Source organism: Enterobacter sp. UPMP2052 (assembly GCF_053709675.1).
Genome location: NZ_JBSKJR010000001.1, coordinates 1,461,463 through 1,485,158, shown reverse-complemented (window position 1 = coordinate 1,485,158; position 23,696 = coordinate 1,461,463). Strand labels below are relative to the sequence as shown.

Here is a 23,696-nt window from a genome sequence, read left to right as displayed (position 1 = left end):
AGGAGAGGAAATGGAAACATTACTGGCGCTGACGCTGGCCGGGGACACACCCGCGCAGAAGCAGGGAGAAGGCCCGTCGTTTAACTGGCAGTGGCACGGAGACGGTGTACTCGAACTGACGCCGCATGCCGACAGCGAACGTTCGCTTTTGCTCTCGGCTGGCATTCATGGCAATGAAACCGCGCCGGTCGAGATTGTCGACCTGCTGCTGCACGCGCTCTTTCGCGGTGAGATCGCTCTGCAAAACCGTCTGCTGGTGGTGCTTGGCAACCCGCCCGCGCTGGCAGAAAACAAACGCTACCTGACAAGCGACATCAACCGCATGTTTGGCGGGCGCTGGTCGCAGTTCACTGAGTGCGGGGAAACGGCGCGCGCAGCCTGGCTGGAAGGCGTTGTGGCCGCGTTTTTTGCCACGCAGGGAGAAGAACGCTGGCATCTGGATCTGCATACGGCGATCCGCGCCTCCTGGCACATGCGTTTTGGCGTACTGCCGCAGCGCAGCCAGCCGTGGGATGAAGCCTTCCTCACCTGGCTCGGCGATGCTGGCCTTGAGGCGTTAGTTTTCCATCAGACGCCGGGCGGCACCTTCACCCATTTCACCTGTGAACGTTTTGGCGCGCTGGCCTGCACGCTGGAGCTGGGAAAAGCGTTGCCGTTTGGTCACAACGATCTGACGCGTTTTGCCGCCACCCATCAGGCGCTGCGGGCGCTGCTCGGCGGCACGCCGCTGGCACATGCGCCCGGGCCGGTGGAGCGCTATCGGGTAGTGCAGCAGATCACCCGGCGCAGCGAGGCGTTCCGGCTGCACATGCCAGCGCATACCCTGAATTTCACGCCGTTTCGCCAGGGAGTATTGCTGGCCGAAGACGGCGAGGAGCGTTATGAGGTGCGTCAACGCACGGAGTATGTGTTATTCCCCAATCCCACCGTTGCATTGGGCCTGAGAGCCGGACTGATGCTGGAAAAAATGACCTGACAGTATCCCCCTCTCTTTGCGGAGAGGGGCGCTAAACATTATTTTCTTAGCGATTCACGTGATTGCCATTATTTTGCAGATTATTCCTGGTGAACTGCTTTTAAAATAATCACGACTTCGATATACTTCTTCATAATCTCTTTAAAATCATTCTGTTGAATATTTTTGTTTCATCTCTCCACGCTTTTTCCTTAATTCCTCCACAATTGGCGATAAAGTGTTTTTTACACTTTCATTGTTTTACCGTTGCTCTGACTAATTGACGATAAACCCCGTAAAGTTAATCTCGTCAACACGGCATAGCGCCGAAGAATAACTGAAAGAAAGGAAATAAATTATGCGTAAATTCACTGCACTGTTTGTTGCTTCTACCCTGGCTCTGGGCGCTACCAGCATGGCCTTCGCCGCAGATACCGCGACCACTACCGCTGCTGCGCCAACCGAAGGCAAAATGATGATGCATCATAAAGGCAAGCCGGGTATGCACCACGATATGATGTTTAAAGATCTGAACCTGACCGATGCGCAGAAGCAGCAGGTTCGCGACATCATGAAAAGCCAGCGCGACCAGATGAAGCGTCCGCCGCTGGAAGAACGCCGCGCAATGCATGACATCATTGCCAGCGACAGTTTCGATAAAGCGAAAGCTGAAGCGCAAATCGACAAGATGGCCGAACAGCATAAAGCCATGATGCTGTCCCGTATGGAAACCCAGAATAAGATCTACAACATTCTGACGCCGGAACAGAAAAAACAATTTAATGCCAATTTTGAGAAGCGTCTGACAGAACGTCACGCGCCGGACGCTAAAATGCCAACACCAGCCGAATAACAGGCTCACACACTTAAGACCGCCGGGATCCTGTCCACAAAGCACAATTGCTGTGGACAGGACCGGCGGTTTTTTCTTTCATCCTCCTCTTGCCTGCCGCCAGAAGCGCGGTATTCTCCTGTTGTCGCTCCAGAGAAAAAGTAAAAGAGTCATGACGTTATATTTTTTATCAACGTCCGCCTAAGGCATGTCTGCTCTGCTGCCGATACTGTTTCCGGGAGTACCTAACGATAACAATCAAGACTGCAGAGGGCGTAATGCCGCTGGGCTGGCGTATGAGCGCCCTTCAGGAGTGGTGATGAAGTTCTTTGATATCCGCAAGATGCCGGTCAGCCTCTGGCGTAATGGGGCCGGTGAGACCCGCGAAATTTGCTGCTTTCCTTCCGCGACGCGTGATTTTTCCTGGCGCGCCAGCATTGCGTCCATCGCCAGCAACGGCGAGTTCTCCTCTTTTCCGGGCGTTGACCGGGTCATTACGCTGCTGGAGGGGGGAGAGGTGACGCTGGATGCCGGGAAGGCGTTCTGCCATACCCTTAAGCACCATCAGCCTTACAGCTTTGCCGGCGATCTGCCGGTAAAGGCGCTGCTCACCGACGGGCAGATGTCGATGGACTTCAACATCATGACGCGTCGGGAGCAGTGTCGGGCAAAGGTTCGCGTTGCGGACAGAACCTTCACCACCTTTGGCTCACGCGGGGGCGTGATCTTCGTGCTGAGCGGCGCGTGGCAGTTGGGTGAAAAACTGCTGAGGGCCGATCAGGGGGCCAGCTGGGAAAACGGCTCGCACACCCTGCGGTTACTGGAAACGAAAGGGACGTTGCTGTTCAGCGAAATTACCTGGCTTCCAGGTCATTGAGCAAAATGACCTCGTACTGCCCGGTCAACAACGGCTTACAGAGAATTTTGTAGCCGTCCTGATCGAACCCGGCGGGCGTGCGGAGCAGCGAAACGGCATCGTTCAGGCTATCCACGGCGCCCAGCCATAGCCAGTTATGAATGATGTGGTAGTGGGTCATCCCGTCCCCGGTCTCTTTCAGCGCCACGGCACCTTCCCAGGGCCAACAGTTGACGCGAATCGAGGCCAGCCCGTCGAGAAAACGTGCATGGTGCGCTTCCACGCTCTCCTTTCCACAGCAGGCTCCTGCGCAGCGCTTGAGCGCCGAGCGGAAGCAGGCGCGCCCGCGCGTGGTGGCCTCCAGGCCCAGCAGGCCATAGCAAAGCTGGAGTTCGTCCGCCAGCGTTTGTACGGTCTGCAGCGCCGCGCGTTTGTTGGCAAACAGGCCATAGAGATTAGGTTCTTGCGAAAAATCGACTTCACGCGCGTAAACCACCTGTGGTTTACCGGCCAGGACCTGGATAGAGCAGAGCTGGCGGTTACGGCGCAACCGTTTGTTGAACAGCGGCTGCTGTTCTTTGATCAGCCGGGCTTCCAGCAGTAACGCCCCCAGCTCACCGGCCGTCTGGATCCAGGTGATGCGCCGGGACTGACGCAGCATCGCCGCCTCGTCCGGGGTACGCAAATGGGATAACACGCGGCTGCGAATATTGACGCTTTTGCCGATGTAAAGCGGCATGGTGTCGCTTTCGCCATGGAAAAAATAGACGCCAGGCTGTTTTGGCAGGGCCTCAAGCCAGGGGCGAAGATGTTCCGGATATTCATAGATAGCCGCCGCTTCAAATTCAAGGCGCGGGGCTGATTGACGCCTGCTCACATACTGCTCCATATACTGTTCAGGCATACAGTGTAGCAGGTGTTTAGTGGTTAAAAAAGAGGCGAATGAGCAGGGGGGCAAGGGGCGATGACCGGGCCTGGAAGGATCACAGGCCCGTGCAGGCGTAGCGACGCCGGGTTATTTCTTCCAGAAATCGTCAAACACCGTGATCGGCGGACGACGCTTGTGCTCGGTTTTGAGATACCAGCCTTCAATAATTTTCGCGGTGCCTTCGTCCAGCGTTTTACCTTCCAGATAGTCGTCGATATTGTCGTAGGTGACGCCCAGCGCGGTTTCATCCGGCAGGGAAGGGCGATCGTCTTCCAGATCGGCGGTAGGCGCTTTCTTATAAAGGTGTTCAGGGCAGCCAAGCGCTGCCAGCAGTTGCTTACCCTGGCGCTTGTTCAGGCGGAAGAGCGGGTTGATGTCGGTGCCGCCATCGCCATATTTGGTGAAGAAGCCGGTGATGGCTTCTGCGGCGTGATCGGTGCCGACCACAATTCCCCTGGTCATTCCCGCAATGCTGTACTGGGCTTTCATTCGTTCACGCGCTTTTTCATTGCCGCGAACGAAATCACTCAGCTCAATGCCCGCTTCACGCAGCGCCTGCTCGCTCGCAAGGACCGAGCCTTTGATGTTCACCGTGAGAACCCGATCGGGCTGGATGAAGGCGATGGCATCCTGACAATCCTGCTCATCAGCCTGCACGCCGTAGGGCAGACGAACGGCAATGAACTGCAGCGCATTATCCCCGGTCTCTTCACGCAGCTCAGAGATAGCCATCTGGCTCAGCTTACCCGCAAGCGTGGAGTCCTGGCCGCCGCTGATGCCCAGCACCAGGGATTTCAGGAAGCTATTGGTTTTAAGATACGACTTTAAAAAATCGACGCTCCGGCGGATCTCTTCGTTTGCGTCAATCGCAGGCTTTGCGCCCAGCGCCTGAATAATCTCTTGTTGCAGAGCCATTACGCCCCCCTTTGCAGAATCGAACAGAATTGGTCATCTGTTAAAACTAACCCTTTGGACGTAAAACGACAAGGTTCACGGTTTTGAGTGCGCTGAATTACGCCAATTTCGCGAGTTAATATTGTTTTATTAGATTTTTCTGAAATTCGTCTGGCGTAACTCGCAAAGTTGAACAATAGTGTTTTTTATTCCATGCTTAGATAACACGCTGATAAACAAGAGGACGGAATATGAACAAGAACGTAGCAGGAATTTTAAGCGCAGCGGCGGTACTGACTATGCTGGCAGGGTGTACAGCTTACGATCGCACGAAAGATCAGTTCACACAGCCAGTCGTTAAAGATGTCAAAAAAGGGATGACGCGTTCCCAGGTTGCCGCGATTGCCGGTAAGCCATCTTCTGAAGTCACCATGATCCATGCGAAAGGTACCTGCCAGACCTACATCCTGGGTCAACGTGATGGTAAGGCAGAAACCTACTTCGTCGCGCTGGATGATGCAGGACGCGTGATGAACTCAGGTTACCAGACCTGTGCTGAATACGACACCGATCCGCAGGCACCTAAGGCGCAGTAACCGCGCTTGCCAGAGGATGATAAAGAACCGGCCAGCAGGCCGGTTTTTTTTCGCCCGCGTGAATCTTATTTCTTTGCGCGAATTATTTGCCCGAAATGTGAAGGTAGTCAACAAGCCAGGTCAATGAGAGACAATTTCAGCCTGTTCAGAATTATCCCCGCCTTGTACCATTGCGTATACTCACTTCAACGATAAACAACAGTAAGCCATCTGCCCGTCAGCCAGGATAGCAAGTCGAGTGAGAGTGCGACGGTGGGTAGTGATACAAGAGGGAAATTATTATGGAAAAGAAACATATCTATCTGTTCTGCTCAGCGGGCATGTCAACCTCACTCCTGGTTTCCAAGATGCGCGCGCAGGCCGAAAAGTATGAAGTTCCCGTCGTAATCGAAGCGTTTCCAGAGACGCTGGCGGGCGAGAAAGGCCAGACGGCAGACGTCGTGTTGCTGGGGCCACAAATCGCTTACATGCTGCCTGAAATTCAACGTCTGTTACCGAATAAGCCTGTCGAAGTTATCGATTCTGTGCTGTATGGCAAAATCGATGGGTTAGGTGTACTGAAAGCTGCTGTTGCGGCCATTAAAAAAGCTGCTAATTAATTTTTTATTTTTCCCGTCAAAGAGTAATTTCACACACAATACGCCGTAACGTCAGTTGCGGCATTTAAGGGTATTTTCCTATGAGTAAAGTCATCGCTTCACTTGAAAAGGTACTCCTTCCTTTTGCTGTTAAAATAGGAAAGCAGCCTCACGTTAATGCCATCAAAAACGGCTTTATTAAATTAATGCCGCTGACGCTGGCCGGGGCAATGTTCGTTTTAATTAACAACGTTTTTCTGAGCTTCGGGGAAGGTTCCTTCTTTTATTCATTAGGAATCAGGTTAGACGCTTCCACCATTGAAACCCTCAATGGTCTTAAAGCCATCGGCGGCAACGTATACAACGGTACGTTGGGTATTATGTCGCTGATGGCCCCTTTCTTTATTGGCATGGCGCTGGCGGAAGAACGTAAAGTGGATCCGCTGGCGGCCGGTTTATTATCGATTGCCGCCTTTATGACGGTAACACCATACAGCGTGGGCGAAGCCTATGCCGTTGGCGCAAACTGGCTGGGTGGCGCAAATATTATTTCCGGTATTATTATCGGCCTGGTCGTGGCGGAAATGTTCACCTTTATTATCCGTCGTAACTGGGTTATTCGCTTACCGGATAGCGTACCGGCCTCTGTTTCTCGTTCATTTTCCGCGTTGATTCCAGGTTTCATTATCCTCTCTATTATGGGGATTATTGCCTGGGCGCTTTCTCACTGGGGTACAAACTTCCACCAGATCATCATGGACTCTATCTCCACGCCGCTGGCGTCGATGGGTGGCGTGGTCGGTTGGGCGTATGTGATTTTCACCTCCCTGCTGTGGTTCTTCGGCGTGCATGGTTCACTGGCACTGGCGGCGCTGGACAGCGGCATCATGACCCCGTGGGCACTGGAAAACGTTGCGCTTTACCAGCAGTACGGTTCCGTTGATGCGGCACTGGCAGCAGGTAAAACCTTCCATGTGTGGGCGAAGCCGATGCTGGACTCCTATATCTTCCTGGGGGGTACCGGGGCGACGCTGGGTCTGATCATCGCGGTCTTTATTGTGTCTCGCCGCGCTGACCATCGTCAGGTGGCGAAACTGGCGCTGCCTTCCGGCATCTTCCAGATTAACGAGCCGATCCTGTTTGGTCTGCCAATCATCATGAACCCGGTGATGTTCATTCCTTTCGTGCTGGTTCAGCCTCTGCTGGCGGCAATTACGCTGATTGCGTACTACCTGGGCATTATCCCGCCGGTAACCAACATTGCACCGTGGACGATGCCGACCGGTCTGGGCGCGTTCTTCAATACCAACGGTAGCGTGGCCGCCTTCCTGCTGGCGATATTCAACCTCGGAATTGCCACCCTGTTGTACATGCCGTTCGTGGCGATAGCGAACAAAGCCGCAACGGTCATCGACGAAGAAGAGAGCGAAGAGGATATCGCCCTCGCACTGAAATTCTAAAATTGCACGGCGCGGGGCAGCCCGCGCCAGCCACAAGGAGCGAAAAGATGTTAGATTTGGACAGTATCGTAGCCGAAGAAGCCGCAGAGAACGATCTGGAAGAAGTGGTGATGGGCCTCATCATCAACTCAGGACAGGCCCGTAGCCTGGCCTACGCCGCGCTGAAGCAGGCCAAGCAGGGCGATTTTGCAGCAGCCAAAACGATGATGGATCAGTCGCGCACCGCGCTGAATGAAGCTCACCTCGTGCAGACTAAACTTATCGAAGGCGATCAGGGCGAAGGGAAGATGAAAGTGAGCCTGGTGCTGGTTCATGCTCAGGACCATCTAATGACGTCCATGCTGGCCCGCGAGCTGGTGGCTGAGTTGATTGAGCTTCACGAGAAGATGCAGTAAGTCAGGTAGCAGGAGGTCAGCACGATGGAAATTAAAACCGCTTTTGAGCAGCAGCTGTTTAATGGCAAAAATTTTCATGTGGTTATTTACAACAAGACGGAGAGCGCGAGCGGTCTGCACCAGCACGACTACTACGAGTTCACGATTGTTCTGACCGGCCGCTACTATCAGGAGATCAACGGCAAGCGTGTCCTGCTGGAACGCGGTGATTTCGTCTTCCTGCCGATGGGCTCCTATCACCAGAGCTTTTATGAATTCGGTGCAACGCGCATTCTCAACGTTGGGGTAAGCAGACGTTTCTTTGAGAAACACTACCTGCCGCTGGTGCCGTTCTGCTTCGTGGCCTCGCAGGTCTATCGCGTCAAAAACGAGTTCATGACCTGGATTGAAACGGTGATTGCATCGCTTAACTTCCGCGATAACGAATTTGATGAGTTTATTGAAACCGTCACCTTCTACGTGATGAACCGTCTTCGTCATCACCGTGAAGAACAGCAGGTGATTGATGATATTCCCCAGTGGCTGCGCGGCACCGTTGAAATGATGCACGATAAATGTCAATTCAGTGACAATGCGCTGGAGAATATGGTGGCGTTATCGGGTAAGTCGCAGGAATATTTAACCCGCGCGACCCAGCGCTATTATCGCAAAACGCCCGTGCAAATAATTAATGAAATCCGCATTAATTTTGCCAAAAAACAGCTGGAAATTACGAACTACTCTGTCACCGATATTGCCTATGAGTCGGGCTACAGCAGTCCCAGTCTGTTTATTAAGACCTTTAAGAAATTTACCTCATTCACACCGAACAGTTACCGAAAGAGTTTAACGGTAATGAATTAACTTTTGGCGGTTATATCCGCCACGAATACTGTCTTGATTGCTTGCCCAAAATAGCGGGAACAGCACGCTATACGTTGCAGGCGGTTAACCTGATATGCGAAGGGAGATATTTATGCAACAGAAATTAAAAGTCGTAACCATTGGTGGCGGCAGCAGCTATACCCCGGAATTACTGGAAGGTTTCCTGAAACGTTATCATGAACTGCCGGTGAGCGAATTATGGCTGGTGGACGTTGAGGAAGGTCAGGAGAAGCTGAATATTATTTTCGACCTCTGCCAGCGTATGGTTGAAAAAGCGGGCGTTCCGCTCACCGTGCATAAAACCCTCGACCGCCGTCTGGCGCTGAAAGATGCTGATTTTGTAACGACCCAGCTGCGTGTAGGCCAGCTGAAAGCCCGCGAGCTCGACGAGCGTATACCGCTCAGCCACGGCTACCTCGGTCAGGAGACTAACGGCGCAGGTGGCCTGTTCAAAGGGTTGCGTACCATCCCGGTGATTTTCGACATTATCAAAGATGTGGAAGAGATCTGCCCGAATGCCTGGGTGATCAACTTTACTAACCCGGCGGGCATGGTCACCGAGGCGGTGTACCGCCATACCGGCTTCAAGCGTTTTATCGGTGTATGTAATATTCCGATTGGCATGAAGATGTTTATTCGCGACGTACTTGCGTTGAGCGACAGCGACGAGCTGTCCATCGACCTGTTCGGCCTGAACCACATGGTATTCATCAAAGATGTGATCGTTAACGGCACATCACGCTTTGCCGAGCTGCTCGACGGTGTGGCCTCCGGCCGTCTGACTGCCGCATCGGTGAAAAATATCTTTGACCTGCCGTTCAGCGAAGGGCTTATTCGCTCGCTGAATCTGCTGCCGTGCTCCTATCTGCTTTACTACTTCAAGCAGAAAGAGATGCTGGCGATTGAGATGGGTGAATACTACAAGGGCGGCGCGCGTGCACAGGTTGTGCAGAAAGTTGAAAAGCAGCTGTTTGATTTGTATAAAGATCCGAACCTGAACGTTAAGCCAAAAGAGCTTGAGCAGCGCGGCGGGGCGTACTATTCGGACGCGGCGTGTGAAGTGATTAACGCCATCTATAACGACAAGCTGGCGGAACACTATGTGAACGTGCCGCATCACGGACACATCGATAACATTCCGGCAGACTGGGCCGTTGAGATGACCTGTATCCTGGGCCGCGACGGCGCAAAACCGCACCCACGCATCACCCATTTTGATGACAAAGTGATGGGCCTGATCCATACCATCAAAGGGTTTGAAGTGGCGGCGAGCCACGCTGCGTTAAGCGGCGAGCTGAACGATGTGCTCCTGGCGCTGAACCTTAGCCCACTGGTGCATTCCGACCGCGACGCGGAACAGCTGGCGAGTGAGATGATCCTGGCGCATGAGAAATGGCTGCCAAACTTTGCTGCTACGGTTGAGAAGCTGAAACACCGTTAAGAGGGGGCGCAATGGAAAACCTGCTGATTGTGAATGCCGATGATTTTGGCCTGTCGAAAGGGCAGAACTACGGCATCATTGAAGCCTGTCGTCGGGGCATCGTGACCTCGACCACCGCCATGATCAATGGTGAAGCGGCCGGGCACGCGGCGCAGCTCAGCCGGGACGTACCTGAGCTCGGTGTCGGTATGCACTTTGTGTTGACGCTGGGCATGCCGCTTTCCCCCATGCCGGGCCTGACGCGCGACGGCGCACTGGGCAAATGGATTTGGGAAATGGCCGAGCAGGGGACGTTGCCGCTCGACGAAATCACCCGCGAGCTGGACTGCCAGTTTAACCGCTTTGTTGACGTGTTTGGTCGTGAGCCGACACATATCGACAGCCATCATCACGTGCATATGATCCCGGCGATTCTCCCGATTGTCGCGGAGTTTGCCCGGCGTAAAGGGGTGGCGATGCGCGTGGATCGCACTGAGCTGGCGCTTCATGGCCTGAGCAGCCCGTCTGTGTCCACGACCGACGGGTTCAGCAGCGCATTTTACGGGGATGAAATCGACGAAGCACTGTTCCTGAAGGTACTGGATGAGTCTGCCGCACGAGGCGAGCATTCGCTGGAGGTTATGGCGCACCCGGCTTTTGTTGATAATACGATACGCAAAAGTGCCTACTGCTGGCCGCGGCTGACAGAGCTGGATATCCTGACCTCATCCTCGCTGAAGTATGCGATTGCCGAGCGCGGTTATCGTTTAGGGACGTTTAACGATCTGTGAGTAAAAAGCCCGGGGGCGAGGTAAAAGTAAAAAGGCAACGAACGTTGCCTTTTTTTATGTTTGCTCCCTCTCCCGTGGGAGAGGGTTGGGGTGAGGGTATCAGCCCGCACGGCCACCCGGCTTTTTTTATGCCGGGATCTGCGCAGTTTTACTGCTTCGCGACCACACGCGGTGGGCGGCGAGCAGGTCGAACAGCTGGGTCATAAACGCATCATCAACGCTGTCACCCTCGACAATCCCTTCTTCGCCTTGATCCGCTACTTTCAGCAACGGTTTAAACTGGCGTGCGTCGCCAGCAAACACAATCGGCTTCAGGTGCTTGTAGGCTTCCAGCAGGTAGTAGTTGGCATCACCGTTGCCAAGCAGGCTGGCGATATCGCCGCACGGCACAATCACCGCATCCACCGTCAGCGACGGCGCCCCCGCAAAGGTGGCCGCTATCGGCAGTACTGAGCCGTCATCAGCCGTCACTTCGCCCATGCGCGAGTAGAGCAGTTTGGCGTGCACCCCTTTGGCTTTCAGCGCTGTCATGATCGCCAGCAGATCGCTGGCGCGGGTTTTGTCGTTAAGCAGGATCCCCACGACGCGGCCCTTGATTGACCCGCCCGGTACCGCATAGAGGCTCAGGGACGGATCTTTCCTGATGCCGTTGACGTCTTTCGGCGGGGCGGCATGACGCTGTTCGTCGGTGAGCGTAATGCCGAGATTGTCGGCAACGCTCTGGGCAAGCTGGATATCGATATGCGCGAGCTGATCCACCACGCGCTCGCGGATGTAGGTGCGCACCACTTTACTCAGTTCGAAGCTAAAGCCGCCGATAATATGCTGTTGCTCAATTGGCGTCTGGCTGTTCCAGAACAGGCGAGGGTGGGCGTAATACTCCCCAAAGGAGGGGCTGCGTTCGCGGATTTTTGCCCCGTCCACACGTTCCTGATAAGACTCAAACCCGCCGCGCTTCGGCCCCGGCGGCGTTTCACGCGGCCAGTTATCGTTGATCGAGTTAGGTTCGTAGTTGGCCGGGTTGGTGTCGATATCCTGGCGGTGCATCCCGTCGCGCTGGAAGTTGTGGTAAGGGCAGGTGGGGCGGTTGATCGGGATTTCGTGGAAGTTTGGCCCGCCAAGGCGGCTGATTTGCGTATCGGTATATGAGAATAAACGCCCCTGCAGCAGAGGATCGTTGGTGAAGTCCAGGCCGGGGACGATATGCCCTGGGTGGAACGCGGCCTGTTCGTTTTCGGCGAAGAAGTTATCCGGGTTACGGTTGAGCACCATTTTGCCCACCAGCTGCACGGGAACCAGCTCCTCGGGGATCAGCTTGGTCGGGTCGAGCAGGTCGAAATCAAACTTGAACTCGTCCTCTTCCGGGATTAACTGCAGCCCCAGTTCGTATTCCGGGAAATCACCCGCTTCAATGGATTCCCACAGCTCGCGACGGTGGAAGTCCGGGTCACGACCGGTCAGCTTCTGGGCTTCATCCCACACCAGCGACGCTTTACCGGCGACCGGTTTCCAGTGGAATCGCACAAACGTGGCTTTACCTTCGGCGTTGATCAGGCGGAAGGTGTGGATCCCGAACCCTTCCATGGTGCGATAGCTGCGCGGGATCCCACGGTCGGACATCGCCCACATCACGTTGTGTAAGGTTTCGGGCTGTAGGGAAACATAGTCCCAGAAGGTGTCATGTGCACTTTGTCCCTGCGGTATGGCCCAGTGTGGCTCTGGTTTTACCGCATGGACAAAGTCAGGAAACTTATGTGCATCCTGAATAAAGAAGATCGGCGTATTGTTCCCTACCAGATCGAAAATCCCTTCGTCGGTGTAAAACTTGGTGGCAAAGCCGCGGATATCACGCACCGTGTCGGCAGAGCCTGCGCCGCCCTGGACGGTAGAGAAGCGCACAAACACCGGCGTTTTTTTGTCGGGATCGGAGAGGAAGTCCGCTTTAGTGATATCTTTCAGGCTCTTATAGGGCTGGAAATAGCCGTGTGCCGCAGAGCCACGCGCGTGAACGATGCGTTCCGGGATGCGCTCGTGGTCGAAATGGGTAATTTTTTCCCGCAGGATAAAATCTTCCAGCAGGGTAGGCCCGCGAGAGCCTGCGCGCAGGGAGTTTTGGTCATCGGCAATACGTACGCCCTGATTAGTTGTCAGCGCATGGCCTTCGCCGCCTTTGCGGTGAGGCTCGAGAGCATTCAGTTTTTCATTTGCGTTGCCCGGGGATTTGAAACTTCCCGGCGCAGTAGGTTGTTCGCCCGGTGCGGAAGGGCCCGGTGAAGGCTTATGCGATCCGTCCGCTGGAGCAAGTGAATCCATTCCCGGTTGAGATTCTTCAGTGCCATGAATGGGTGATTGATGTGTTTTATCATTGTTCGACATTGCACGCTTCTCCTGTATACGTTCCTAAAAACCCTATTAAGGATAGAACAATGTCATGAACAGGCTAACGAACCAGGCGTTTTAGGACATTTTTCTTAACGAAAGCTGTCATCATCGGCCCCCGAGGCGCGACGGGTGGGGGGAGAATCGGCTATGATAGAAATTTCCTGTATTCAGAATCTGTATTAGTGAACCCGTCGCTTATGAAACCTCTTCGCCAACAAAATCGCCAGGTTATTAGCTATGTACCCCGCGTCGAACCTGCGCCGCCTGACCATGCCCTGAAGGTTGAGGGCTTTCGCGATGTCTGGCAGCTGCGTGGGAAGTACGTGGCATTTGTGCTGATTGGTGAACACTTCCGCCGCTCCCCCGTGTTTACGGTCCCCGAGTCGGCGCAGCGCTGGGCGGTGCAAATCCGCCAGGAAGAAGAGGTTGAAGATTAACAGACATAAAAAAACCGCCATCAGGCGGTTTTTTTTATTGTGCAGTGATTAGCGGTGCGCCAGTTCGACGTCATCTTCACTTTCAAGGATAGTTTTGTCCGTCTGCTTCAGCCACTGGCTGGTCAGCGTCCCGGCAGTCATGGAGCCGCTGACGTTCAGAGCGGTACGACCCATGTCGATCAGCGGTTCAACGGAAATCAGCAGTGCAACCAGCGTTACCGGCAGACCCAGCGCAGGCAGTACGATCAACGCAGCGAAGGTTGCCCCACCGCCAACACCCGCCACACCGGCGGAGCTGATGGTGACAATACCCACCAGAGTCGCAATCCAGACCGGATCCAGCGGGTTGATCCCCACGGTTGGCGCAACCATCACCGCCAGCATCGCCGGGTAAAGCCCCGCGCAACCGTTCTGACCAATGGTGGCACCAAAGGAAGCAGAGAAGCTGGCGATGGATTCTGGTACGCCCAGGCGACGCGTTTGCGCTTCAACGTTCAGCGGAATAGAGGCGGCGCTGGAGCGACTGGTAAAGGCGAAGGTCAGCACCGGCCATACCTTACGGAAGTATTTCAGCGGGCTCACGCCGTTTACGCCCAGCAGGATACCGTGCACTACAAACATGATGGCGAGACCCAGGTAAGACGCAATCACGAAGCTACCGAGCTTGATGATGTCCTGCAGGTTGGAGCCTGCTACCACTTTGGTCATCAGGGCCAGCACGCCGTAAGGCGTCAGCTGCATGACCAGGCGAACCAGCTTCATGACCCAGCTTTGCAGGGTATCGATGGCGACCAGCACGCGTTCACCTTTCGGCGCATCGTCTTTCAACAGCTTCAGTGCCGCTACGCCCAGGAACGCCGCGAAGATCACTACGCTGATAATGGACGTCGGGCTTGCACCGGTCAGGTCAGCAAACGGGTTCTTCGGAACAAAGGAAAGCACCATTTGCGGAACGGTCAGATCGGCGAGTTTACCAACATAGTTGGTCTGGATTGCCGTCAGGCGCGCGGTTTCGGCTGAGCCTTGTACCAGACCTTCGGCGGTCAGACCAAACAGGTTAGTCACCAGTACACCGACCAGCGCGGCGATAAGCGTAGTGAACAGCAGGGTCCCGATGGTCAGAAAACTGATTTTACCCAGTTGGGTGGCGTTGTGCAGACGCGCAACCGCGCTCAAAATAGAGGCAAACACCAGCGGCATGACAATCATCTGCAGCAGTTGCACATAGCCGTTACCGACAATGTTGAACCACTGGATAGACTCTTTCATTACCGGGCTATCGGAACCGTAAATGGCGTGTAATGCCAGACCAAATACGACACCCATACCCAGACCGACGAGTACTTTCTTCGCCAGGCTCCACTGTTTGTGGCGCGTCTGTGCGAGAAGCAATAGCAATACAACGAACACAATAATGTTCGCGATGAGTGGAAAATTCATCCCCGTTCTCCTGATTTATTATCCGGTCGGTTTTTACCGAGCCTGTTGGCGCAAGGTTAGCAGAAGTGTGATGTGGCGCTTATATCCAAATGGAATGGTTTATGACAAATGTGATTATTTTGTCGGTTTAATGTTCAATCTGGTGATTAATAAAACGATTAAACTGGAATTGCAGGGAGTTAATCATTTGCGATGACCAGCGGACTGCACTGTTTTCGGGCAGCGTTTGCGGCATCCAGACCGCCCAGGCAAACAGCGCCATGCACAACACGCGCTCAAGCTGGTTGCCTTTCTGGGGGGCGAGGATCGGTAAGCGGAAGCGCCACCGGCAGGGCCAGAGAAGCGGCACGCCCGCCGGGGTGAGCATGTCGGCAAGAATATGGCTCAAATAGCCCAGCACCATGCCCTGAATGGCATCGGCAGGCACTATCCAGCTATCAGGGACCTTAAGATAGAAAAGCGTCAGCAGGCCAAAAACAGCCAACAGACTGTGGGTAAACCCGCGATGACCAAAGGCCCTGGCAATAGGTTTGGATATCCACTTCAATCGTTGGCCAAGGAAAGACTTCGGATGATCGATATCCGGCAGCAGGCAGGTCAATACTGCGGAAGGGACAATATGCCACCAGTCCCCCTGCGCCAGCACAGGGGTAAGTTCAGCGTTTTTAGAAAACACCGCGCAGGCAATTGAAAAAAGCAGGTGGCCTTCCGCCGTCATGATAAAACCCAACAAACTGTCAATTCATACAGTATAGGTTTTTTATACAGTGTACGGAAGAGGTGACGGTGTAACCCTTTGTCACAAACGGGCACTATTCATGCGCTTTCGTGCCCGGTCATACGCTTTCAGGCAGCGATGCTGCCTGAAAAGGGTTACTCGCCGCGCAGGTGCTGCGGGGTAAGTTCGGTTAGCGATGACAGTTTGACATCGGCCAGCGCAAAGCGGGGATCGTGCTGACCTTCTTCGGCCGGGACAACAATCGAGCGCATACGCGCCGCTTTCGATGCCACCATGCCGTTGACCGAATCTTCCAGCGCCACGCAGGACAGCGGGTCAAGGCCCAGCTTCGCGGCACAATCCATATAAACCTGCGGGTGGGGTTTGCTATAGGGCAGCTTTTCCGCCGAGGCCAGCGCGTCGAAGCTGTCGCGCAGCTCAAACATCGTCAGCACTTTTTCCAGCATATGCAGCGGTGAGGCAGACGCCAGCCCCACTTTTAAGCCTTGTGCCTTACAGAGCGCAACGGCTTCACGCACGCCGGGCAGAAGAGGCTTGTTTTCCTCAACCAGGGAAATCGCGCGACTGATAATCCGGTTGGTCACTTCGTTGCGGTCAGGGCCAACCCACGGCTGGTGGGCATACCACAGCTCAACGACCATATCGATGCGCAGCCCAAGCGTGTCGGGCAACTCGTTCCGGCGAGAGATATCTACGCCAAGGCTGGCCATAACGTCCAGTTCAGCGCGATCCCACAGCGGTTCGGAATCGATCAGCAGTCCATCCATGTCAAAAATAGCGGCAAGAATCTGGCGCGGTGCCGTCATTATTACGTCTCCTTCTCTCAGGTGTCCGACAAACGATAAATGCTAAGTCCAGTCTGCAATTTAGCATATTGCCTTCAAAGAACGGGCGAAAATCACGGTCAGCAGGTAGACTTAGGCACAAATAACGCGTCTTTTTTGAAGGGGAACTGATGACGTATCAACAAGCTGGACGCATCGCTGTCTTAAAACGTATTGCCGGGTGGGTCATTTTTATTCCGGCGGTGATTTCAACGCTGATTTCCATCTTTAAATTCATGTTCGATCACAGCGAAAAGCAGCCGGGCATCAATGCGGTTATGCTGGATTTCGCACATGTGATGATTGAGATGATGCGCTTCAACACGCCATTCCTGAATTTTTTCTGGTACAACTCGCCGACGCCGGATTTCCACCAGAAGCTTAACGTTGGGTTTTGGGTAATCTATGCGCTGATTTTTATTGCGATGGCGCTACAGGCCTCGGGCGCACGCATGAGCCGTCAGACGCGTTTTTTGCGTGAAGGGGTGGAGGACCAGCTGATTCTGGAGCAGGCCAAAGGGGCCTCAGGGCTGACGCGCGAGCAGATTGAATCGCGGATTGTGGTTCCGCGTCACACCATTTTCCTGCAGATATTTCCGCTCTACGTCTTGCCGGTGATCATCATTGTGGCGGGCTATTTCTTCTTCTCGCTGCTCGGCTTCCTGTAAGAAAACGCAGGGTGGCACATTAGCCACCCTGTGAGATCAGGCCGCGAGCACGCGATCCAGCGCGCGCTGCGCGTTAACCAGATGCTCGCCGCCAAACAGGATCGCCCGGTTGAGCAGGGTATAGAGCTGGTAAACCGGCTGTCTGTCGAGGAAATCGCCAGGGAGCGGGGAGACGGACTGATACCCATCGTAGATTTGCGGCGGCTGCTCAGGATGGAGCGGCAGCATGGCGAGATCGCACTCCCGGTCACCCCAGTAGCAGGCGGGGTCAAAGATATAAGGGCCGTTTGGCCCCAGCGCGCAGTTCTCGGACCACAAATCACCGTGCAGTAATGATGGCTGTGGCTGATGCGAGGCGAGCCGTTGTTGCACATGTTCGACGATGGCGTCGATGTTACCGAATTCCAGCCCTCTCTCTGCGGCAAGCTCAAGCTGCCAGCCAATGCGCTGCTCGGCAAAGAACGTCGACCAGCGGCGCTGCCAGGCGTTAGGCTGTGGCGTGGTGGAGAGATCGTTGTCAAAGTCGAGGCCAAACTGCGGCTGATCGCTCCACTGGTGCAGGCGGGCAATTTGCTGTCCCAGGATGAAGGCGCTGTGGGCATCCAACGGGCGCGCCGGCAGATACTCCATCACCAGAAAACTGTAATCTCTGTCGGTTCCCACGGCCCAGACCTGCGGAACCGTGACCGTTTTACTGCGCGATAACAGTTCCAGCTGATCGGCTTCGGCGGTAAAGATAGGAAGTAATTCCCGCTCATCGCATTTTACGAAAAGATCGCGTCCAGCGTAGCGCAAATGCCACGCGGCGTGGATCTCTCCGCCTGGCAGTTCGTTACGCAGTTCAATTTCACCTTCTCCCAGTTGCTCACTTAAAAGATGACTGATAGCCTGCCACATGATCTCTCTCCCATGTTGTCTGCCAGATCATAACGTTAGCGCAAAACGGCTGTTAAAAAACAGGAACTAACGCACACATGAGCGGTTTACTGCACTACAAGGCACTTATTGTTCTTTTTTTCACCCAGCTCTCCCAGGTGTCCACGTCTATCTCCGTGGCTTTATCGGTCACGCTTTCTGCCAGGCTGTTCGCCAGGGCGTTGACCTCTTCCTGGCTAAGCGCGCTGATCAGGCCAAACGTCATCGTCCCCAAATCATGAATATTGCCGTCTTCGTCAGTCAGGGTGAGCAGGAAATTGGCGCGCGTGAACGCATTGTTCAGCTCATTGATTTCGGTTAGCGACGCTTCATGGATCCTTACCGTTACGACGTAGCGGGTGATATCACCACTGCTCATATTTCACCTCATTGTTATCACGAAAGTTTTTTTAGCATAGTCGATAGTGTGGGTTTGGCGACTCTGGCACGCTTACCCCCTCGCGCGGAGGGGGCGGCGTTATCAGGCTTTCGACAGATAATTGACAATCTTCTGGGTATCCTCCAGCGAGCACAGGCGTGTTCCCTGATTGATGGTTGCAGCACTACCGGCGGCCACGCCGTAGCGTGTCATCTCAAGCAGAGACGCACCTTCTGCCAGCTTTAACACCATCGCACCGACCATGCTGTCACCCGCACCCACGGTGCTCTGGCTTTTCATGGGCGGCGGAACCACCTGAGCAAAGCCGGTTTTGTCGACGGCCAGCGCCCCCTGAGGACCCAGGGAGACGACCACGCGCAGCGCTTTACCGCTGCGAACCAGCTCCTCGGCGGCGGTCCGCACGTCGTCAGGCTGGGTCAACGCGCGATTAACCAGCGCGCTTAACTCTTTTTGGTTGGGTTTAACGAGTTCAAGCTGACCAGGTTCAAGGGCCGCCTGGAGCGCTTCACCTGAGCTGTCGACAATGCAGCGAATGCCGCGCTGCTGGACGGATGCGATCAGTGCCGTCAATTTTTGCGTGCTGATGCCGGGCGGCAGGCTGCCGCTGATGACCAGCAGCGCGCCGGGTTCAATCGCCAGCACTTTCTCTTCGAGCTGGCGAAACTCGTCGTCGCTGAGCCTGGCACCTGGCATGACGAAGCGGTACTGCTCGCCGCTGGACTCAACATGGACGTGCAGGTTTTGCCGCGTCCAGTCTTTGGCATTCACGGTCTGGGTGGCGACCTGTTCATCCGCCAGCAGCGACTCGAGGTGTTCGCCGGTGGCACCGCCTGACGGGAATATTGCAGTGGCTTTGCCGCCGAGGTGCGTAATCGCGCGGGCCACGTTGATGCCACCGCCACCCGGTTCAAAGACGGGGGCGCTACAGCGCAGTTTCCCTTCGGGGTAAATCTGGGGTGTCAGAGTCGCGGAGTCGAGGGAAGGGGAGAGTGTCAGGGTGTATATGGAAACCATGTTGACCTCCTTTTAGTATGGGCTTCCTTAAGTCTGGCACCGATTACCAGGAAGGCAATGTAAATAACAATATGATTTTAAATATGAATACTGACAAAAATTGAAAACCCGACATATAAATTAAATGTCGTTTTGGGATCGTTCTTATTCAAAAAATGAAATAAGAAAACATTGCTATGTTATTTGCGGCTTTTTATAATTTGTTACCTTTCTCTGGACGCCTTGTCATTGATCCTCAAGAAAGTTTCCGAGACCGTGATGGTCTCTTTTTTTGTTGTATGGACTCCCTAATAAAATGAAGCTTTTGAAGACAGTTCCTGCTGCACTGATGCTGGCGGGTGGTGTGTTTGCGTCGTTGAACGCAGCCGCCGATGATTCCGTTTTTACTGTCATGGACGATCCAAGCTCCGCGCAAAAACCGTTTGAAGGTAACCTGAACGCGGGTTATCTGGCGCAATCGGGTAACACGAAAAGCTCCTCTCTGACGGCAGACAGCACCCTGACCTGATACGGCAACACCACGGCGTGGTCGCTGTGGGGGAACGCCAGCAACACATCCGCGAATGATGAACGCTCCTCAGAGAAATATGCCGTAGGGGGACGTAGCCGCTATAACATGACCGACGCCGATTATCTGTTCGGTCAGGCCAGCTGGTTAACCGACCGCTATAACGGCTACCGCCAGCGTGACGTGTTCACGGCAGGTTATGGTCGCCAGTTCCTCAACGGACCGGTGCACAGCTTCCGCTTCGAATTCGGTCCAGGTGTTCGCTATGACGAGTTCACCGACGGCGAAACCAAAACTCAGCCGTTAGGTTATGCTTCCGGCACCTACGCCTGGCAGATGACCGACACCACTAAGTTCACTCAGGGCGTTTCCGTTTTCGGTGCCGACGATACCACGCTGAACTCCGAGACGGCGCTGAACGTGGCCATCAACGAACACTTTGGCCTGAAACTGGCGTATAACGTGACCTGGAACTCTTCCCCGCCGGACTCTGCACCGGACCATACCGACCGGAGAACAACCATTTCACTGGGCTATAAAATGTAATAAACACGGGCCGAATACGCGGCCCGTTTTTTATTTTTTATTTTTTGAAACTGTGCTGTTTTATATTAAACGCCGTTTTAAAATATGTGGTCCGTCAAACGCCTTAATTCCTCCATAATTGCTGCCAATACGTATATTCAATTTATTTGACACGTTTTGATAAATTAATTGACTAGGAAAAAGTGTGATCCAGATCTACACTTAGGCAACAGGCAAAATGTTGCCTCAGGCTGTTCAGTATTAATGAAAATAGAGAATTAAGATGATGAATAAAATTAAAAACGCCGCCGCAGCAATGGTGCTTTCCGCACTTTCGTTTGGCACCTTTGCTGCCGATAACCTGGCTTCACCTGCCGCAGATACTCATGTTGCCACAGGCATTTCCCGCGCCTCTGACGTTGAAGCAGGTTCTAATATCGCGCCAGGCACGCAGTCTACCGGGCAATCCATGAATGATGCGTTTGATGTGCATAAACTGGTTGCAGGTGAGTGGTCCTGATCGCGTTATTGTCGCGTAGGTATTGAATCAGATATCAATTACCTTACCCGTCAAAAACCGGATGTTGATGTACCGGTTTTTGCGGCGCAGGGAGTGACTGGGTATAAAAGGCCAGGTCACGTCTTCTATTTCTTATTGAGTTTGCTCGTGTCACCGGAATGTATTACCCGGTTAGTTCTTTCTTAAGTCGTTTTCCCCACGGGGTTAACCCCAAATCATGGCGGCCCAGCGCAGCAGCAGCATCGCGCCGCAGATAGCAATAAGTACTACCACCATTTTCCAGTGCTTAACGGCAAAACGTTTCGTTGGCATAACCTAATCCTTGTCAGTTGATTCCCTTAGTCTATCAAACTATGCGCCAGGGTGTGCAATGCGAAGGCCAGAAGGCTATGCCACATTACCGGACAAAATTAAAACCAGTGGAATCGGTCGGCAAGAATCAGCACCAAAACGGCGGCTGAGAGGACATTTAAAATCACGACGGTTCTGCTGGAAACATTCATCGGATGCTCCTTAGAGAGATTAAGACCAGTTCAAGGATAGCTTAGCAATACTGGATTGCGAGCTGTGGGCGGTAAAACTTAACAAACTCATACAAATGGATGAGTCGCAAAAAAGTTGCAGAGGGTGCATTCGCCCTTGCATTAGTGTTACCATTACGTCGCCTGCCGTAAATCCGCATTAATCTGAATTCGGCCGGTCCAGGATGGCGAGCCAATTTGACGATTGTTGGTTAGATGGTTCGTAATCTATTGTTTACTAACGATTATTTTCTTTGTATATGCTCTTATGTGTGGGGCATCACTGCAAATAAGGATATAAAATGCCTGTAATTACTCTTCCTGATGGCAGCCAACGCCACTACGACCACGCTGTTAGCCCAATGGATGTTGCCCTGGATATTGGTCCTGGCCTTGCGAAAGCGACCATTGCCGGCCGCGTTGATGGCGAACTGGTTGATGCGTCCGATCTGATCGAAAACGATGCGAAGCTGTCTATCATCACAGCGAAAGACGAAGAAGGTCTGGAGATCATTCGTCACTCCTGTGCGCACCTGTTAGGTCACGCAATCAAACAACTGTGGCCCAACACCAAGATGGCGATCGGCCCGGTTATCGACAACGGTTTCTATTATGACGTTGACCTTGACCACACCCTGACTCAGGAAGATATCGACGCGCTCGAAAAACGTATGCACGAGCTCGCCGAATCCAACTATGACGTCATCAAGAAGAAAGTCAGCTGGCACGAAGCGCGTGAAACGTTCGTGAAGCGTGGCGAGAGCTATAAAGTCTCTATTCTTGACGAGAACATTTCTCATGATGATAAGCCAGGCTTGTATCATCACGAAGAATATATCGACATGTGCCGTGGTCCGCACGTGCCGAACATGCGCTTCTGTCATCATTTCAAACTGATGAAAATCGCGGGCGCCTACTGGCGTGGCGATAGCAACAACAAGATGTTGCAGCGTATTTATGGTACCGCGTGGACGGATAAAAAAGCCCTGAACGCCTACCTGCAGCGCCTGGAAGAGGCGGCTAAGCGTGACCACCGTAAAATCGGTAAGCAGCTTGACCTGTACCATATGCAGGAAGAAGCGCCGGGTATGGTCTTCTGGCATAACGACGGCTGGACTATCTTCCGCGAACTGGAAACTTTCGTGCGCTCTAAGCTGAAAGAGTACCAGTACCAGGAAGTGAAAGGCCCGTTCATGATGGACCGTGTACTGTGGGAAAAAACAGGCCACTGGGACAACTATAAAGATGCGATGTTCACTACCTCTTCTGAGAACCGTGAATACTGCATCAAGCCAATGAACTGCCCGGGTCACGTTCAGATCTTTAACCAGGGTCTGAAATCCTACCGCGATTTACCGCTGCGTATGGCGGAATTCGGTAGCTGCCACCGTAACGAACCATCAGGTGCGCTGCACGGTCTGATGCGTGTTCGTGGCTTTACTCAGGATGATGCGCATATCTTCTGTACGGAAGATCAGGTACGTGATGAAGTTAACGCCTGCATTCGTATGGTCTACGATATGTATAGCACCTTTGGCTTCGAGAAGATCGTTGTCAAGCTCTCAACGCGTCCGGAAAAACGTATCGGCAGCGATGAGACATGGGATCGCGCGGAAGCGGATCTCGCCGTGGCGCTGGAAGAGAACGGTATCCCGTTCGAATACCAGCTGGGCGAGGGCGCGTTCTACGGTCCGAAAATTGAATTTACCCTGTATGACTGCCTCGATCGCGCATGGCAGTGCGGAACGGTACAGCTGGACTTCTCCCTGCCGCAGCGTTTAAGCGCCTCTTATGTTGGCGAAGACAACGAGCGTCAGGTACCGGTAATGATTCACCGTGCAATTCTCGGTTCTCTGGAGCGCTTCATCGGCATCCTGACCGAAGAGTTCGCCGGCTTCTTCCCAACCTGGCTTGCGCCAGTGCAGGTGGTGGTGATGAACATTACCGATTCTCAGGCTGATTACGTTAAAGAATTGACGCAGAAACTACAAAATGCGGGCATTCGCGTAAAAGCAGACTTGAGAAATGAGAAGATTGGCTTTAAAATCCGCGAGCACACTTTACGTCGTGTCCCGTATATGTTGGTCTGTGGTGATAAAGAGGTGGAAGCAGGCAAAGTGGCCGTTCGCACCCGCCGTGGTAAAGACCTGGGAAGCCTGGACGTAAGTGAAGTGATTGAGAAGCTGCAACAAGAGATTCGCAGCCGCAGTCTTCAACAACTGGAGGAATAAGGT

Annotated in this window: 25 protein-coding genes and 1 pseudogene; 15 read left to right on the top strand and 11 right to left on the bottom strand. The window is 53.7% G+C overall.

What is annotated here, in order from left to right; translation table 11 throughout:
- Window positions 1-10 precede the first annotated feature (10 nt).
- The 3 genes from astE (at window position 11) to ves (ending at window position 2,664) form a co-directional block, all read left to right on the top strand.
- Entirely contained in the window at window positions 11-976 is a 966-nt protein-coding gene (astE, locus tag ACWKX3_RS06925) for a succinylglutamate desuccinylase (RefSeq protein ID WP_454541501.1), read from the top strand.
- Between the two features lie 337 nt (window positions 977-1,313).
- Entirely contained in the window at window positions 1,314-1,808 is a 495-nt protein-coding gene (gene spy / locus ACWKX3_RS06920; protein ID WP_006174836.1) for an ATP-independent periplasmic protein-refolding chaperone Spy, read from the top strand.
- Window positions 1,809-2,106: 298 nt separating this feature from the next.
- Complete coding sequence (gene ves, locus ACWKX3_RS06915) at window positions 2,107-2,664, top strand: environmental stress-induced protein Ves (protein WP_454541500.1); 558 nt, start codon at window positions 2,107-2,109, stop codon at window positions 2,662-2,664.
- Here ves and cho read toward each other — a convergent pair.
- Both cho and nadE read right to left on the bottom strand, forming a co-directional pair.
- The gene (gene cho / locus ACWKX3_RS06910) at window positions 2,642-3,520 is read right to left on the bottom strand and encodes an excinuclease Cho (protein WP_282484279.1); all 879 of its coding nucleotides are present in this window, start codon (window positions 3,518-3,520) and stop codon (window positions 2,642-2,644) included. The two genes, ves and cho, sit on opposite strands and share 23 nt — an antisense overlap.
- Before the next feature lie 138 nt (window positions 3,521-3,658).
- On the bottom strand, window positions 3,659-4,486 hold the full coding sequence (gene nadE, locus ACWKX3_RS06905; RefSeq protein WP_454541499.1) for an ammonia-dependent NAD(+) synthetase: 828 nt from the start codon (window positions 4,484-4,486) through the stop codon (window positions 3,659-3,661).
- 230 nt (window positions 4,487-4,716) lie between these two features.
- Between nadE and osmE the strand changes: the two genes are divergently transcribed.
- The 7 genes from osmE (at window position 4,717) to chbG (ending at window position 10,569) form a co-directional block, all read left to right on the top strand.
- Entirely contained in the window at window positions 4,717-5,061 is a 345-nt protein-coding gene (osmE, locus tag ACWKX3_RS06900; RefSeq protein WP_058609040.1) for an osmotically-inducible lipoprotein OsmE, read from the top strand.
- A 281-nt stretch (window positions 5,062-5,342) separates the two neighbouring features.
- Entirely contained in the window at window positions 5,343-5,660 is a 318-nt protein-coding gene (gene chbB / locus ACWKX3_RS06895; protein ID WP_006174842.1) for a PTS N,N'-diacetylchitobiose transporter subunit IIB, read from the top strand.
- A gap of 80 nt (window positions 5,661-5,740) precedes the next feature.
- On the top strand, window positions 5,741-7,099 hold the full coding sequence (chbC, locus tag ACWKX3_RS06890; protein WP_006174843.1) for a PTS N,N'-diacetylchitobiose transporter subunit IIC: 1,359 nt from the start codon (window positions 5,741-5,743) through the stop codon (window positions 7,097-7,099).
- 47 nt (window positions 7,100-7,146) lie between these two features.
- A complete protein-coding gene (chbA, locus tag ACWKX3_RS06885) occupies window positions 7,147-7,494 on the top strand; it encodes a PTS N,N'-diacetylchitobiose transporter subunit IIA (protein WP_006174844.1) in 348 nt (115 codons plus the stop codon).
- A gap of 24 nt (window positions 7,495-7,518) precedes the next feature.
- Window positions 7,519-8,337, top strand: a complete 819-nt coding sequence (chbR, locus tag ACWKX3_RS06880; RefSeq protein ID WP_006174845.1) for a transcriptional regulator ChbR — start codon at window positions 7,519-7,521, stop codon at window positions 8,335-8,337.
- Window positions 8,338-8,449: 112 nt separating this feature from the next.
- Window positions 8,450-9,799 carry a 6-phospho-beta-glucosidase gene (locus ACWKX3_RS06875; protein WP_454541498.1) on the top strand — a complete coding sequence of 450 codons (1,350 nt, stop codon included), beginning with the start codon at window positions 8,450-8,452 and terminating at the stop codon, window positions 9,797-9,799.
- 11 nt (window positions 9,800-9,810) lie between these two features.
- Window positions 9,811-10,569 (top strand): chitin disaccharide deacetylase, encoded by a 759-nt coding sequence (gene chbG, locus ACWKX3_RS06870; RefSeq protein WP_454541497.1) that lies wholly within the window; start codon window positions 9,811-9,813, stop codon window positions 10,567-10,569.
- A 126-nt stretch (window positions 10,570-10,695) separates the two neighbouring features.
- On the opposite strand, the gene katE is transcribed toward chbG, so the two are convergent.
- The gene (gene katE, locus ACWKX3_RS06865; RefSeq protein WP_454541496.1) at window positions 10,696-12,945 is read right to left on the bottom strand and encodes a catalase HPII; all 2,250 of its coding nucleotides are present in this window, start codon (window positions 12,943-12,945) and stop codon (window positions 10,696-10,698) included.
- Between the two features lie 167 nt (window positions 12,946-13,112).
- On the opposite strand from katE, the gene cedA reads away from it, so the two are divergent.
- Window positions 13,113-13,388, top strand: coding sequence for a cell division activator CedA (gene cedA / locus ACWKX3_RS06860; protein WP_153681542.1), 276 nt, complete (start codon window positions 13,113-13,115; stop codon window positions 13,386-13,388).
- Between the two features lie 48 nt (window positions 13,389-13,436).
- On the opposite strand, the gene ACWKX3_RS06855 is transcribed toward cedA, so the two are convergent.
- From ACWKX3_RS06855 to hxpB, 3 genes are all read right to left on the bottom strand, one after another.
- On the bottom strand, window positions 13,437-14,828 hold the full coding sequence (locus ACWKX3_RS06855) for an L-cystine transporter (protein ID WP_202562011.1): 1,392 nt from the start codon (window positions 14,826-14,828) through the stop codon (window positions 13,437-13,439).
- 127 nt (window positions 14,829-14,955) lie between these two features.
- Window positions 14,956-15,558 (bottom strand): metal-dependent hydrolase, encoded by a 603-nt coding sequence (locus ACWKX3_RS06850; RefSeq protein WP_172980133.1) that lies wholly within the window; start codon window positions 15,556-15,558, stop codon window positions 14,956-14,958.
- Window positions 15,559-15,701: 143 nt separating this feature from the next.
- Window positions 15,702-16,373, bottom strand: coding sequence for a hexitol phosphatase HxpB (gene hxpB / locus ACWKX3_RS06845; protein WP_006174853.1), 672 nt, complete (start codon window positions 16,371-16,373; stop codon window positions 15,702-15,704).
- Between the two features lie 149 nt (window positions 16,374-16,522).
- On the opposite strand from hxpB, the gene ACWKX3_RS06840 reads away from it, so the two are divergent.
- Entirely contained in the window at window positions 16,523-17,059 is a 537-nt protein-coding gene (locus tag ACWKX3_RS06840; protein ID WP_006174854.1) for a YniB family protein, read from the top strand.
- 36 nt (window positions 17,060-17,095) lie between these two features.
- Here ACWKX3_RS06840 and ACWKX3_RS06835 read toward each other — a convergent pair whose 3' ends face one another.
- From ACWKX3_RS06835 to pfkB, 3 genes are all read right to left on the bottom strand, one after another.
- On the bottom strand, window positions 17,096-17,956 hold the full coding sequence (locus ACWKX3_RS06835; protein ID WP_058609036.1) for a fructosamine kinase family protein: 861 nt from the start codon (window positions 17,954-17,956) through the stop codon (window positions 17,096-17,098).
- A 94-nt stretch (window positions 17,957-18,050) separates the two neighbouring features.
- Window positions 18,051-18,353, bottom strand: a complete 303-nt coding sequence (ghoS, locus tag ACWKX3_RS06830; protein WP_454541495.1) for a type V toxin-antitoxin system endoribonuclease antitoxin GhoS — start codon at window positions 18,351-18,353, stop codon at window positions 18,051-18,053.
- Between the two features lie 102 nt (window positions 18,354-18,455).
- Window positions 18,456-19,388: a 6-phosphofructokinase II gene (gene pfkB / locus ACWKX3_RS06825; RefSeq protein WP_006174857.1), complete on the bottom strand. Its 933-nt coding sequence runs from the start codon at window positions 19,386-19,388 to the stop codon at window positions 18,456-18,458.
- Between the two features lie 295 nt (window positions 19,389-19,683).
- Here pfkB and ACWKX3_RS06820 point away from each other — a divergent pair.
- Window positions 19,684-20,442, top strand: a pseudogene (locus ACWKX3_RS06820) (DUF481 domain-containing protein).
- Window positions 20,443-20,707: 265 nt separating this feature from the next.
- Window positions 20,708-20,941, top strand: a complete 234-nt coding sequence (locus ACWKX3_RS06815; protein WP_042320512.1) for a hypothetical protein — start codon at window positions 20,708-20,710, stop codon at window positions 20,939-20,941.
- A 204-nt stretch (window positions 20,942-21,145) separates the two neighbouring features.
- On the opposite strand, the gene yniD is transcribed toward ACWKX3_RS06815, so the two are convergent.
- Window positions 21,146-21,253: a small membrane protein YniD gene (gene yniD / locus ACWKX3_RS06810; protein WP_003857815.1), complete on the bottom strand. Its 108-nt coding sequence runs from the start codon at window positions 21,251-21,253 to the stop codon at window positions 21,146-21,148.
- Between the two features lie 98 nt (window positions 21,254-21,351).
- The gene (gene yncL, locus ACWKX3_RS06805; RefSeq protein ID WP_071599699.1) at window positions 21,352-21,444 is read right to left on the bottom strand and encodes a stress response membrane protein YncL; all 93 of its coding nucleotides are present in this window, start codon (window positions 21,442-21,444) and stop codon (window positions 21,352-21,354) included.
- Window positions 21,445-21,764: 320 nt separating this feature from the next.
- Here yncL and thrS point away from each other — a divergent pair, with 320 nt between their 5' ends.
- The gene (gene thrS, locus ACWKX3_RS06800; protein WP_454541494.1) at window positions 21,765-23,693 is read left to right on the top strand and encodes a threonine--tRNA ligase; all 1,929 of its coding nucleotides are present in this window, start codon (window positions 21,765-21,767) and stop codon (window positions 23,691-23,693) included.
- The last annotated feature ends 3 nt before the right edge of the window (window positions 23,694-23,696 follow it).